General features: G+C 71.8%; 10 protein-coding genes. 6 read left to right on the top strand and 4 right to left on the bottom strand.

What is annotated here, in order from left to right; genetic code table 11:
- Nucleotides 1–12: 12 nt before the first annotated feature.
- A complete protein-coding gene (locus ACIRP7_RS17995; protein ID WP_403659923.1) occupies nucleotides 13–1,308 on the bottom strand; it encodes a DUF4190 domain-containing protein in 1,296 nt (431 codons plus the stop codon).
- A 143-nt stretch (nucleotides 1,309–1,451) separates the two neighbouring features.
- Between ACIRP7_RS17995 and ACIRP7_RS17990 the strand changes: the two genes are divergently transcribed.
- Complete coding sequence (locus ACIRP7_RS17990) at nucleotides 1,452–2,573, top strand: serpin family protein (protein WP_403659920.1); 1,122 nt, start codon at nucleotides 1,452–1,454, stop codon at nucleotides 2,571–2,573.
- 20 nt (nucleotides 2,574–2,593) lie between these two features.
- Here the strand turns inward: ACIRP7_RS17990 and ACIRP7_RS17985 are convergent, their stop codons facing one another.
- Entirely contained in the window at nucleotides 2,594–3,424 is an 831-nt protein-coding gene (locus ACIRP7_RS17985) for an oxidoreductase (RefSeq protein ID WP_403659917.1), read from the bottom strand.
- Nucleotides 3,425–3,506: 82 nt separating this feature from the next.
- Between ACIRP7_RS17985 and ACIRP7_RS17980 the strand changes: the two genes are divergently transcribed.
- Nucleotides 3,507–4,424 (top strand): LysR family transcriptional regulator, encoded by a 918-nt coding sequence (locus tag ACIRP7_RS17980; RefSeq protein WP_403659914.1) that lies wholly within the window; start codon nucleotides 3,507–3,509, stop codon nucleotides 4,422–4,424.
- 569 nt (nucleotides 4,425–4,993) lie between these two features.
- On the opposite strand, the gene ACIRP7_RS17975 is transcribed toward ACIRP7_RS17980, so the two are convergent.
- Nucleotides 4,994–7,204, bottom strand: a complete 2,211-nt coding sequence (locus ACIRP7_RS17975) for a DEAD/DEAH box helicase (protein WP_403659911.1) — start codon at nucleotides 7,202–7,204, stop codon at nucleotides 4,994–4,996.
- Between the two features lie 270 nt (nucleotides 7,205–7,474).
- Here ACIRP7_RS17975 and ACIRP7_RS17970 point away from each other — a divergent pair, with 270 nt between their 5' ends.
- The 4 genes from ACIRP7_RS17970 (at nucleotide 7,475) to ACIRP7_RS17955 (ending at nucleotide 11,067) form a co-directional block, all read left to right on the top strand.
- Nucleotides 7,475–8,743 carry a cytochrome P450 gene (locus tag ACIRP7_RS17970; protein ID WP_403659908.1) on the top strand — a complete coding sequence of 423 codons (1,269 nt, stop codon included), beginning with the start codon at nucleotides 7,475–7,477 and terminating at the stop codon, nucleotides 8,741–8,743.
- A 219-nt stretch (nucleotides 8,744–8,962) separates the two neighbouring features.
- Entirely contained in the window at nucleotides 8,963–9,727 is a 765-nt protein-coding gene (locus tag ACIRP7_RS17965) for a GAF and ANTAR domain-containing protein (RefSeq protein WP_403659905.1), read from the top strand.
- A 51-nt stretch (nucleotides 9,728–9,778) separates the two neighbouring features.
- Complete coding sequence (locus ACIRP7_RS17960; RefSeq protein ID WP_403659902.1) at nucleotides 9,779–10,510, top strand: GAF and ANTAR domain-containing protein; 732 nt, start codon at nucleotides 9,779–9,781, stop codon at nucleotides 10,508–10,510.
- A 47-nt stretch (nucleotides 10,511–10,557) separates the two neighbouring features.
- Nucleotides 10,558–11,067 (top strand): ANTAR domain-containing protein, encoded by a 510-nt coding sequence (locus ACIRP7_RS17955; RefSeq protein WP_403659899.1) that lies wholly within the window; start codon nucleotides 10,558–10,560, stop codon nucleotides 11,065–11,067.
- 213 nt (nucleotides 11,068–11,280) lie between these two features.
- On the opposite strand, the gene ACIRP7_RS17950 is transcribed toward ACIRP7_RS17955, so the two are convergent.
- Nucleotides 11,281–13,404, bottom strand: coding sequence for a SpoIIE family protein phosphatase (locus ACIRP7_RS17950; protein WP_403659896.1), 2,124 nt, complete (start codon nucleotides 13,402–13,404; stop codon nucleotides 11,281–11,283).
- Nucleotides 13,405–13,423: the final 19 nt, after the last annotated feature.

Here is a 13,423-nt window from a genome sequence, read left to right as displayed (position 1 = left end):
CTATGGCGGCGCTCACACATTGAGCTCGCCGCCGCCCGAATTGCCGCCCTCGTCGCCGGAGCCCTCGTCGTACGTCGGCCGCTTGGTGGCCAGCCCCAGAGCCTTGCGTGCGGTGACCGTGCTGGGGCCGTCGACGTACTCGTACCCCTTGTCGTAGTGGGTGTAGAAGGCGTCCACGTCCTCGTCGTCGGCCGCGGTGACCGCCTTCGCCCACTCGCCGCGCGCCTGCTCCATGTCCTTCACCAGGGCCGCGACCTGCTTGTCGGCCTTGTCCGGCCAGGAGTGGGAACCGAGGGCCCTGATCTGCTCGCCGAGGCTGTCGTGGACGTCCCGCGACCAGTCCCGGTAGCCGGCCAGGTCGTCCTCCGGGTAGTCCTCGGGCTCCTCCCACAGCACGGCGTCGAGGGCGTTGAGGGGCTTGAGGAGGGAGATCTGGTACGTGTCGAGCGTGGTCTCGTCGGCGCGCAGTGAGCCTTTCAGGGTCGCGTTGTCGTCGGTGTTGCCGAAGATGCAGGTGACCTCGCGGTCGCCGAGTCGCCAGCTCTGCCGGGTCGGGCCGAAGTAGTACACGTCGACGCTCTTGGGCAGCGCCCAGGTGTCCATGGCGTAGGTGTCCTGGAGCGGGTAGCACTTCTCGTCGGCGGCGTCGGAGACCGCGCGGTCACCCGGGAAGGCGGAGCCGCCGGCCATCGTGAACTCGCCGAACACCTCGCCGTCGTGCTCGCCCGCGCAGGGCACCTCGTCGACGTCGTAGGTCAGGCCGTCGAGGGACTCCCCCGGCGCGTCGAAGCACTGGCCCTTCACCACCGAGAACGCCGTGCTCTCCGTCGCGGTCTTCTTGAACCCCTCCCAGGCGTCGGAGAGCCCGCCGGTGGCGAGCACCAGGACCCACAGGGCCAGACCCAGCGACGACAGGACCGACCCGGCGATCGCGAGCGCCTTGCCGGACTGGTCCTTCTTCTTGATCTGCACCAGCGCGATCACGCCGAGCACCAGTCCCACGGCCGGGAAGCAGCACAGGACGCCGAGCACCAGGGAGGCCACGGCGAGACCGCTGACGGAGGAGGGGCGGGCGTAGGGGCTGTAGCCCTGCCCCCAGGTCCGGTACGGCGGGCCATAGGGTTGCCCGTACGGCTGCTGTCCGTACGGCTGTGGTCCGTACGGCCCCTGCCCATACGGGTGGTGTCCCTGCGGCTGTTGTCCCTGGGGCTGTTGCCCCTGTGGCGGCGGCCCGTACGGGTCCGGGGCCGGGGACGGTCCCTGGGCGGGGTCGGGCTGGTGGGGCCCAGGGGGCGGGGGTATGGACACGGTTACCGTGCTCCTGGTTCAGGCAGTGGTGGGGAACTGACGTACGACAGGGCGCATGGTATGCGCGGGGCGGGCGGGGTGGAATGCCGATCACGGGTGCGACGACCCAGGCGGTGAACGGGCTCACGGCACGGTGGGCGGGGATGGCTTCCGGGGGGACCGTGTTCTCGGCCGCCGGGGTGTGGCCGCTGCTGGCGTTCCTGGCCGACGGGGCACAGGGCGCGGCACGGGCCGAGCTGGCGCGGGCTCTCGGAGTGCCCGCGGAGCAAGCGGCCGCCGCAGCACGGGAGTTGCTCGCGGAACTGGCCGACACCCAAGCCCTGGACTCGGCGCTCGGACTGTGGACGCAGCGGACGCCGGCGCCGCGCGAGGAGTGGGAGGCCGGGCTGCCCACCGACGCACACGGCGTCCTCACCGGCGATCCCGCCCTGGACCAGCGGGAGCTGGACGCCTGGGCGGAGAAGCGGACGGGCGGGCTGATCGAGCGGATGCCGGTGGAGGTGCGGGACGACACCACGCTGGTGCTGGCGAGCGCGCTGGCCCTGCGGACCACGTGGCTGCGGCCCTTCGAGGTACGTCCGGTACGGCCGTCCGCGGGCCCCTGGCAGGGCCGGACCCTGCGCGGGCTGAACCGCCGGAGCGTGCGGCTGGACCGGGTCGGGGTGGCGACCGTGCCCGAGGGTCGGGTCACCGAGGTGAGGGTGCTCGGCGACAACGGCGTCGACGTCCATCTCCTGCTCGGGGACGAGCACATGACGCCGACTCAGGTGATGGCGGCGGGGCCGGCCGTGCTCGACGGCACGTGTCCGGTCGTACGGGGATCATCGCTTCCGTACGGGGCCGCGGGGCCGGGGCTGCGGGTGGAGGAGCGGCCGTGTGCCGGCCCTCAGCAGCCGACGCTGGAGGTGACGACGGCGGCGTTCGAGGTGCGGGCGCACCACGATCTGCTGGACCTGCACGGGCTGTTCGGCCTCACCGCGGCTCGGGACACGCGGCAGGGCCACTTCCCCGGCATCAGCGCCTCGCCCCTGGCCGTCGGCTCCGCCCGGCAGTCGGTCCTGGCCCGCTTCGACGCACTCGGCTTCGAGGCGGCCGCGGTGACGGCGGTCGCCGCGGCGCCCGGTGGGCCGCCGCCCACGCCCCGGTACACGGCGACCGTGGTCACGGCCGCCTTCGACCGCCCCTTCGGCTTCCTCGCCGTGCACCGGGAGACGCGGCTGGTACTGACGGCGGGGTGGGTGACGGAACCGGCGCCGTTCAACTGACCGCTGTCAGTTGTCAGCCGTCAGTCGTCGAAGGCGGTGGCCCGGGTGCTCTTCTCCCAGGCGGCGACGTCGGCCCGTACACCGTCGAGGTGGTCGAGTACGGCGGTCACCGCGTCCTCGCCGAGGGGCAGCCGCAGCGGGGTCTCCTCGGCGTCGAGGGCGGCGCGGATCAGGGCCGCCGCCTTCGCGGGGTCGCCGGCCTGGGTGCCGTCGCCGCCGGAGACGAACCCCCGGGTCTCGCTCACCTTGGCGTAGACCCCGCTGTCGGCACTGGCTCCCGCACGGCTCGCGTCGAACAGTGAGGTACGGAAGGCCCCCGGCTCCACGATCAGCACCTTGATGCCGAACTCCCGTACCTCGTCGGCGAGAGCCTCGGACATGCCCTCCAGCGCGAACTTCGTCCCGCTGTATGCCGAGAAGCCCGCGAAGGACAGCTGCCCGCCCATGCTGCTCATCTGCACGATCGCGCCCGAACGCCGCTCGCGCATGGCCGGCAGCACCGCCCTGGTGAGCGCCGCCGGCCCGAAGACATGCAGGTCGAACAGCTCGCGCAGTTCGTCGTCGGTGGTCTCCTCGAAGGCGCCGACATGCGTGCGGCCCGCGTTGTTGACCAGCACGTCGATCCGCCCGTGCCGGGCCACGACATCCCGTACGGCGGCCTCCGCCGCGGACGTGTCGGTCACGTCCAGACGCACCGCCTCCACCTGGTCGGGGTGGGCGGCCACGAGGTCGTCCAGCGCCTCGGGCCCGCGGACCGCGCCCACCACGACATCGCCGTCGGCCAGGGCCGCCTCGGCGATCGCCCGCCCGAACCCGCTGCTCGCGCCCGTGATCAGCCAGACCTTGTTCATCACAGCTCCTCTTCTTGGGTTGTTCCACGAACCAGCCTGCGGTGGAAGTCGGTTGCCGGTCCAAGACCCACGGTGATAACCGATGGCTATGACGACCGACGTGCATGTACGGGATCTGCGCTACTTCCTGGCGGTGGCCGAGGAGCTGCACTTCACGCGTGCGGCCGAGCGGCTGTATGTGTCACAGCCCGCGCTGAGCAAGCAGATCCGGGCGCTGGAGCGGCAGTTGGACGTACGGCTGTTCCGGCGGGAGCCGCGGGGGGTGCTGCTCACCGAGGCGGGCGAGGCACTGCTGCCGCACGCCCGCCAGGTGCTGGCGGCCTGGGCGGCGGCGGACGCCGCGATGGCGACGGCCCGGGCGGCGGGGCGGGGCACGCTGGTGGTGGGCATGAGCACCAGCCCCGGGCGTGGTGGCCTGCTCCCGGCGATCCGCTCCCGCTTCACGGCCGCGCATCCGGAGGCGGTCGTACGGCTGCGGCAGATGGGCTGGCAGGACCCGACCGCGGGGTTGGCGGACGGCGAGACGGAGGTCGCGTTCGTCTGGCTGCCGCTGCCCGACGAGGAGCGCTACGGGTGGACCGTGGTCGCCGAGGAGCCCCGCCTGGTCGCCCTCCCCGACACCCACCCGCTCGCCGCCCGGGCCGAGGTGGACTTCGCCGACCTGGCCGACGAACCGTTCCTCGCCCTGCCGCCGAGCGCCGGCCCCCTGCGCGACTTCTGGCTCGCCCTCGACGAACGGGCCGGATGCCCGCCCCGCGTCGGCGCGGAGATCGCGGGCACCGAGGAGACGTACGAGGCCCTCGTCGCCGGCCTGGGCATCTGCCTCGTGGCCGCCGGCAACGCCCCTCTGATCACCCTGGGCGGGGTGGTCACCCGCCCGGTGCGCGGAATCGGCCCGAGCAGATACGCCCTTGCCTGGCGCAAGGAGGACGGGGGGCGACCGCTGGTACGGGGGTACGCGCAGGCTTGTCGGTCGGTGGCGGGGGCGGGGGCGGTCTGACGAGGGCGACCATCCGCGCGGGGTGCGGTGGGCGTGGGTGGTGGTCGCGCAGTTCCCCGCGGTGCCGCTGCGCTGGGCCGGGCCGGGGCGCCTATAGGGATGCCAGGTCCGGTTGCCGGGCGGCTACCAGCCGGTGGGGGCTGGTCACGCAGTTCCCCGCGCTGCCGCTGCGCTGAGCCGGGCCGGGGCGCCTATAGGAATGCCGGGTCAGGTTGCCGGGCGGCTACCAGCCGGTGGGGGCTGGTCACGCAGTTCCCCGCGCCCCTGGGGAGCTGCGGTCACCCTGCGCCAGGACGGACCGTCCGCCAACCTCGCGCGCTACACGCGCCCTCACCGGAGCCGCACCGGCCGCCGCAGGCACTCAAGGGCGCGGGGAACTGCGCACGATGCCCGCCCCCACCACACAGGCCGTGAGCCGGAGCCGGCCCGGCCGCACGGGACGGTCGGCGTCGGCCCGGAGGACGGGTCCGGATCCCCTGTGCGTCCGGGCTGACCACTTGGGACCTCGCGGGGCAGGTGGGGAGGGAGCGGGGTGGGTTGGCGGTCCTCGTGGCCGGCGGGAGGCCGGTTCACTCCGCTGCTGTGAGCCTGTCGTCCGTCATGCCCAGGCGGGCCTGCTCCTCCTCGACGATCCGGCGGGCCAGTTCGGTGTCCGACACGTCGATCGCGTCCGGGGATGCCTCGGCGACGGCGCTGCGGCGGGCGTAGGCGTCGAAGAGGCGTGTCTTGGCCTCCAGCAGCTTCACCAGGCGTTCGTCGACGCCCCCGGTGGCGAGGAGCCGGTACACACGGACCGGCCTGACCTGACCCATACGGTGGGCCCGGGCCACCGCCTGGTGCTCGATGGTCGGCTTGATCTGGGGTTCGCAGATGACGACCACGGAGGCGGCCTGCATGTTGAGGCCGACGCCCGCTGCCTGGATCTGCGCCACGAGCACCGCGGGGCCCTGAACACCGGAGAAGTCGTCGACGATCTGCTGCCGCCGCCCGGCCGGAACGCTGCCGGTGAGCGGACCGAACAGGGGCACGCCCTCGGTGTTCTGGGCCGCCAGCGCTTCCTTCACCACGGTCAGTACGTCCTTGAAATAGGAGAAGACCACCGTCTTCTGCCCGTTCTCCCCCGCCTCCTGAACGATCTCCCGGAGCCGGTCCAGCTTGGCGGACTTCTCGGGGCGCAGGTACGCGGCCCTGCGCATCGCCATGAAGTTGCCCGCGCGTACGGCTTCCCGGTACGCCTCCTCGTCCGACGCGCTCAGCTCCTCCCACTCGTCGGTCTGCTGCAGACTCGGGAGTTCCGTCAGTACGTCCTCCTGGTTGCGCCGCAGGTAGACCGGGGCCACGGCCTTGCGGAAGGCGACCGATCCGGCGAACGCGTCCCGTTCGCCGAGGGAGTCCGCGAGGTCGCCGTCGAGCATCCGGACCAGGTTGTGGAACTCCACGACGCGGTTCTCCATCGGCGTTCCGGTCATCAGGAGGGTGCGCCCGCAGCGCTCCGCCCACAGAGCGACCGCCTGGGACCGCTTGGCCTTCGGGTTCTTCACGGAGTGCGCTTCGTCCACCACGAGCACTCCGACCTCCCCGTAACCCGGCGCGGGAAAACCGCGCAGCGCGTCGAAGGTGGTCACCCCGACCCCGCCCCGCCCCTTCCAGTCGGCGAACGCCTCGTGGCGGTCGGGGCCGTGGAGCACCATGACCCGCAGGGCGCTGCGGGCCTCGATCTCCCGCGTCCAGTTCACGAGGACGCTCGCCGGGCAGACGACCATGAAATGGCTCTGTCCCTCGGTGGTCAGGTGTGCCAGCACGGCAATCGCCTGGATGGTCTTCCCGAGGCCCATCTCGTCGCCGAGAATCACCTTGCGCTGCGCGAGCGCGAATCGCGCGCCGAACGACTGATACCCGCGCAGGGACACCCGCCGGTGCGCGTCGTCGAGACGCTGGCCGCGTACCCTCTCGGCGATCTCGTCCGGCAGGAAACCCTCGGCGGCCGCCGCGTCCGGCGGCCGCCCGGAGATCTCGGCGAGCAGGCTGTAGTACTCGGCAGAGCGGAGTTCGAAGTCCACCCAGGCCGCGATGTCGGACGAGGGCCCCCGGAGCAGGTCCACCGATGCCTGGGCGAACAGCCCGGCCAGGCCCGCTCGGTCCGCCTCGTCCACCAGTGACCGGATCACGGTGACCGCGGCCGACGCGCGAGCCTTCTTCTCCGGGCCCGTCAGGAACATGCGGATGCGGCTGGTGGCGGGCCCCGCGTCGGCGAGCAGCGGACCGAGCCGTTCCGACAGGACGGCGGCCCGGTCCACCGCACGGCGGGCGTCGGACCCGGCCTCGACCAGTACGTGCAGGGCCATGACGAGCGCGGTCGTGCCCGGTTCCGGCCGGTCCACGTCGATGTGGACGGCCACGGTCTCGTGCACGGCCTCGGCGAGCCGACGAGCGGCCGCGAGCATCTGGTCGACGGTGCGCTGCCCGACACCGGGAATCTGCCGCAGCCGGTAGGGGCCCGCTTCGAGAACACTGCTCACGGTGCGCAGTCCGCTCTTCTCGACACTGCCCAGCCGCAGCCGCCCTTCGGTGACGTCCTGCAGTCGGGCGACGGGGATGGTGTCGAGTTCCCGCTTCACCGCCGCGTCGTGGATCGGCTGGAGCGCCGCCCGTGCCGCCTCCACCGCCCTTCGGTGGTCACCGGCCACCGTCCGGGCCGCCTCGTACAGCCGCGCTCCCCTCGCGACCGTTTCCCGCTCGCCACGCCCCACGTTTCCCGCCCCTCCGTTGCCCTCCCGCATCCTCCCACCGCTCGGACGGGCGGCGCGGACGGTGCTGTGGCGATGACTGTGAAAGGGCACAGCTCTGTCGGCCTGTCGCGATCGCGGCAGGCCGACACAGTGGCGGACGCATTGAACGCCGGCTCTTTGCCGAACCCGCATGCGACGCGGCCTCCGCCCCTCCGTGTCCCCGAGGGCCTTCGCCCGAAACGCTCCCCGCCGACGGATCACACCGCGCCACTCGCGAACGGCCGCACGTGTTCAGACCTCGGGTGTGGGCACCCGGCGCCCATGAAGATGCCGACCTCGCCTGTGATCGACCGTTCCCTTCCGGCGTTCGTCCAGGGCTACTCCTGGCTGCCCGGCCTCCTGGGTGAGCGCCCCGACGGCGTGGCGCGCACCCGTGTGATGGGCAAGCCCGCGCTCGTGGTGCGGGGGCCGGAGGCGGTGCGGTTCTTCTACGACGAAGACAACGTGCGCCGCGGCGGCGCGCTGCCGGAGCCCGTGCTGAGCACCTTGTTCGGCCACGACGCCGTCCACACCCTCGACGGCGCCGCGCACCGCGCCCGCAAGGAGTTCTTCCTGCCGCTGCTGCACCCCGACCGGATCGCCGGCCTCGTCGAACACGTCACCACCGCCTGGGACGACGCGGTACGGGAATGGAGCGGTGCCGAACAGATCGTGCTCTTCGACGCGTCGAGCGTGGTGCTCACCCGCGGTGTGTGCCGCTGGGCGGGCATTCCGCTCGACGATGACAGCGCGGTGGAGGACCTCGCCCGCGACCTGGTCGCGATGGTGGACGGTTTCGCCACCGCCGGACCACGGCACTGGCGGGCGCGGCGGGCCCGAAGCCGCCAGGAGGACCGCTTCGCCCGGCTGGTCGAGGATGTCCGCTCGGGCCGCGCCGACGCCCCCGAGGGATCGGTGCTCGGCGCTGTGTGTGAGCACCGCGAGGCCGGAGGCGAACTGCTCCACCCCCACACGGCCGCCGTCGAGCTGCTGAACGTCATCCGCCCCACCGTCGCGGTCTGCTGGTTCGCCTCCTATACGGCGCACGCCCTGCATCTGCGGCCCGAACAGCGCGAACGGCTGCGCGACGGCGACACCGCCTACGCCGCCGCGTTCGTGCACGAGGTTCGCCGCTTCTATCCGTTCGCGCCGTTCCTCGGCGGCCTCGCCACCCGAGACCTGACCTGGCGAGGCGTCTCGGTGCCGGCCGGCGGGATGGTGCTCCTCGACGTCTTCGGCCAGAACCACGACGAGAAACTGTGGGGCGATCCGTACGCCTTCCGGCCGCAGCGGTTCCTCGAACACCCGGTCGAGCGCGACGAACTGATCCCGCAGGGCGGAGGCGAGCCGCGCACCGGACACCGCTGCCCCGGCGAGGGCCTCACCATCGGGCTGCTCGAAGCCCTCGCGATCCGCCTCGCCCGCCTCGAGTACACCGTTCCCGACCAGGACCTGAGGATCTCCCTGCGGCGCATCCCGGCGAGGGTGCGAAGCGGCTTCGCCGTACAGGACGTACGAGTGCCGAGCGAACGTCCGCTGGCAGTCGGGTGACGGAGTCACGCGCACCCGCCCCCACGGGTCCGGACGATCGCCGTGCGCTCAAGGGCATGGTGTAGGCGGCAGACCTCGGCTTCGAGGTCCGGCGGATTCCCGCCGCCGACCGCCCGCACCGGGTCGTGAGGACGACACTTCCCTGCTCCTCACCTCGGCCACTCGTGCAAGGATCGTACGAGGCCGTTCATGCGCTGCGACTGCGGGGAGGTGACAGCCGTGTCCGGCACCGATCCGCTGGGCGGTGGAGACGCCGGGGAAGAGACGGACATCGAGCGGGCCCGCATCGCTCAACGGCTCATCGCCGGGGTGCGCGGACTGCCTCCGCAGGACGTGCCGGACGCACTGTGCCGAGCATGTGCCAGGCTGCTTCCGGCGGGCCTGGGGCTCTCGGTGTCGGTGCTCGGCGACCACTCGGACACCGGCGTGGTGCTGTGTGCCAGCAACCACGTCTCCGCACATCTGGCGGAGCTCCAGTACACCCTCGGCGAGGGACCGTGCCGGGAGGCGACTGGCCTGCGTGCCCCCGTGTTCGCGACGGATCTCACCCGTCCCCCGGATGCCGACCGCTGGCCGCTCTTCTCCGTTCAAGCCGCCAGGGCGGGGGCACGGGCGGTCTTCTCGGCCCCTTTGATGGCGGCCGGGAGCCCACTGGGCACCCTTGATCTGTACCGAGAGACGTCGGGCTCGCTGAGCAGCGATCATGTGCGGACCATGCTTCTGGTCGCTGACGCGGTGACGTTGGCGGTGCTGGCGCTGGACCCGGGAGCCGCCGATCTCGAAGGAGTCGTCGCATGGCTGTCAGGAGCCGAATCGGACCGGGAGGAGATCCACCAGGCCACCGGAATGATCATGATGCAACTGGGCGTCAGCGCCGAAGAAGCACTCCTGCGCCTGCGCGCCCGAGCCTTCACCCAGGGCCGCACCGCCACCCAGCTCGCCAAAGCCATCATCGCCCGCACCACGGACCTCCACGATGACTGAACCGCCCGCATCCCTGCCGGCACCCCCAACCCCAGCGCCGGGGAGGCACCCATGAACCGCGAGCGACAACTGACGCAGGCATTCCTCACCCTCTCGGACACCTACACCGCAGAATTCGACCCCCTGCACCTCTTCCACCACCTCGTCCACGCCTGCCACGACCTCCTCGACACCGACGCCGCAGCCGTCATGATCGCCGACGCCCGCGGCAGCCTGCGCACCATGGCCTCCACCAACGAAGAAGCCGCCTTCACCGAACTCCTGCAAACCCAGAGCGGCCACGGCCCCTGCATGGACAGCTACCGCATCGCCGAACCCGTCAGCATCCCCGACATCACCACCGAACACACCCGCTGGCCCCACCTCGCCACCGCCATGACCCACACCGGCTACCACGCCCTCCAAGCCATCCCCCTACGCCTGCAAAAACGCCCCCTCGGCACCCTCACCCTCCTACGCCGAGCCCCCGGCCGCCTCCCCGACAACGACACCCACCTCGCCCAGGCCCTCGCCGACTCCGCCGCCCTCGCCCTCATGCACTGGACCACCGAACCCACCCCCACCCACGACGTCATCACCCGCGTCCAAAGCGCCCTCGCCGCAAAAGCCACCCTCGAAATCGCCAAAGGCATGATCGCCCAACACGCCGACACCACCATCACCGAAGCCGCCCACCTCCTCACCGCCTACGCCCACCACCACCGCCTCCGGCTCACCGACACCGTTCAAGCCCTCGTCACCCGCGCCCTCCCCCCCGACACCATCACCGAGGTTCTTCGGTGAAGCGTTCAGAGATGCACGGAAGCAGCGTCCTGGGGTAATAGTCGACAGTGTCGTCCTCACGATTCGGCTCCGGCGTCGACGACCCGGGCGGGAGACCCGGGATCTGGGATGTGATCACGATGGACAACCCGCTGAACGGCACCCCCATGCGGACCGGTGTCCCCTCTGATCCGGGACGGGAAAACCTCCTGAACAAGATCAGCGAGTTGCAGGCGGAGATCGGCCAGCTGCAGGAGGCCATCGTCTCCCACGCCGTGATCGACCATGCGATCGGCGTGGTCATCGGACTGGGCGGCATGCGGTCCGACCAGGGCTTCGAAGTGCTGCGAGAGGTGTCGCAGCACACCAACATCAAACTTCGACAGGTCTCCGAAGAGATCGTGGACTGGGTCCGCACCGGAAAGCTGTCCGACGAGGTCCGCGCCGCACTGGACCAGGCGCTGGCCGCCGCACGGTCCGGACCCCACACAGCCGAGCCGGAACCCACCTCACCAGAGCCGGCAGAGATCACCGGCACGCGGCAGAGCATCGAAGAGCGGGACGGGGACGGCGCTTAGCGAGCGCCGACCGGAGCCGCATCGCCGACGACGCGGCTCCAGCCAGGTCCTCCGGAGGAGGAGAACTCACGGGTGCTCGGGCTGCTGGTCCGCCCTTGTCTCCTTTGCGGATCGGACATGCCAGGACACCTCGCTCACCTCGGAAATCCTTCGGTCCGGCGCGTTCCCCGGAAGGTCCGGCCGAAGAAGCGTGCCGGCCGCCCGGACCGCGGTTCATGTGCTGTCGTGCGACACGTCCTGCAGCACAAGGACCGCGACGTCGTCGGTGCGTTGCCCGGCGGTGCCGGACTTCCTGAGCAGGTCGTCGATGAGAAGGTCCAGGTCACGCTCGTCGGCCTGGGCGAGGTGCTGCGCGAGGTGGGCGATGGACTCGTCGAGATCGACCCCCGGTGTTTCGACGAGGCCGTCGGTGTAGAAGGCGAGCATCAGGCCGTCGGTCAGCGGGATCTCGGTCAGGGGAAAGTCGGCGTCGGGGTCGATTCCCAGGAGTGGTCCGGGCGGGACGACGGCGGGCCGGGTGGTGCGGTCGGGCAGGCGCAGCAGGGGTGGCGGGTGGCCGGCGCTGGCCAGGCACACGCTTCGGCGGGCGAAGTCGAAGTGGGCGTACAGGCAACTGCTGAAGAGTTCGGGGGCCAGGTCGGTCAGGAGCCGGTTGGTCCGGGCCAGAACCTGGTCCGGGGGCGTGCCGAGGGTCGCGTGCGCGTAGACGCCGGTGCGGACCTGGCCCATCAGGGCGGCGGCGGCGACGTTGTGTCCCTGGACGTCGCCGATCACGGCCGCGGCGGCGGTGTCACCGAGGCGGATCAGATCGTAGAAGTCTCCGCCGATGTCCATGCCCCGGGTCGCGGGCAGGTAGCGGGCGGCCACGCGCAGACCGGTGACCCGGGGAAGGGCGCGCGGGAGCAGTGCCTGCTGAAGGCCGTGGGCAAGGTCGTGTTTGGCGTCGTAGAGGCGGGCCCGGTCAAGGGCCTGGGCGATGAGCCCGACGAGCGAGGTCAGGACGGCGCGTTCCTCGGCGGGGAACGGGTGCGGCCGGTCGTAGGACAGGACACAGCAGCCGACGGGCCGGCCGGAGATGATCAGGGGCAGGAAGGCCCACGCCTGCTTCCCGCTGGCCCGCGGAGCCTGCGGGTAGCTGCGGCGCATCTCTTCCGGGTCGGCGAAGAACGCCGGGATGCCGCTGTCGAGGACATGCCCGGCCGGCGTGAAGTCGGTGTCCAGGGGCAGCCCGTCGAGGCGCTCGATGACGTCGGGGTCGTAGCCGCGGTGTCCGGTGATCCGCAGCCGGCCGGCGTCGGCGGTGGACAGGACCAGGCCCTGGGCTCCGAAGGCGGGCATGACCTGGTCGGCGACCAGGGCGATGACGTCCTGGACTCCGACGACCTCGGTCAGTCCCGCGGCGAGGTGGGTGAGCTGGTACAGCCGGCCCGCGTCGGCCGGTGCGCCGGTACGGTGACTGCGGGCGGGCGCCGGGGAGGGCATGGGCTCGACACCGCTGGGAACGATGCGGACGCTGATGCCGCTGGCGTCCGGGTAGAGATGGAAGTCCAGCCACCGGTCCGGTGGGCGGCAGGCGGTGAACGAGACGGGCTCGCGGCTGAGCACCGCGGCACGGTAGCGGTCCTCGTAGACGGGGTCGTCCAGCCAGCGCAAGGACTGCCACGGCAGGGTGCCCAGCAGACGGCCCGCCTCACAGCCCAGCAGCTCACAGGCGCCGGAACTGAGATAGCTGAACTGCCCTTCGAGGTTCAGCGCGCAGCTTCCGCCGGGCAGGCGCTCCACGAAGTCGGCGGCGGCCATCGCCGGGCTCTCGGGCCGGCGCCCGAGGGACACGACACGAGGCCGGCCCTCGCCGGAGGGGGCGTTTCCGTGCGCGACGGCGTCCTCCAGCAGCCGGGCCAGGCGCCGGCAACTGGACATGATGTGCCCCTGCTCGCGTCCGGTCATGTACGGCGGTCGGGTGGCCGGCCACATGAGCAGCAGCGTTCCCCACGGCCGGACGCCGACCACCGGTGCGGCGACCAGGGCCAACGGGTAGGGAAGCACCACCGCGGTACGGGGGTAGGCGCGGACCATCTCCTCCTGGCTGCCCACCCATACCAGGCGGTTCTCACGGACCGCGACGGCCACCGGGGCCGGGGCGGCCGTCGGCACCCGGGCCCACGGTGCGGCGAATTCGGGGGGCGCCCCGCACAGCACGTCCAGACTCAGCAGCCGCTCATCGGGGGTGAGCAGGTAGAGGGCACCGATGGACGCGCCGGTTCGGCGCACCGTCTGCGCGAACACGGCATCCAGATCGCCGTGGTCGCCGGCGGCCTGATCACCCGCGCTGGTCATGAGGCACCTCCAGCGTCTA

The organism is Streptomyces sp. NPDC102270 (assembly GCF_044766405.1).
Classification (GTDB): domain Bacteria; phylum Actinomycetota; class Actinomycetes; order Streptomycetales; family Streptomycetaceae; genus Streptomyces.
Note: the sequence above shows the minus strand (reverse complement) of the source record. Positions and strands in the feature narration are given on the sequence as shown.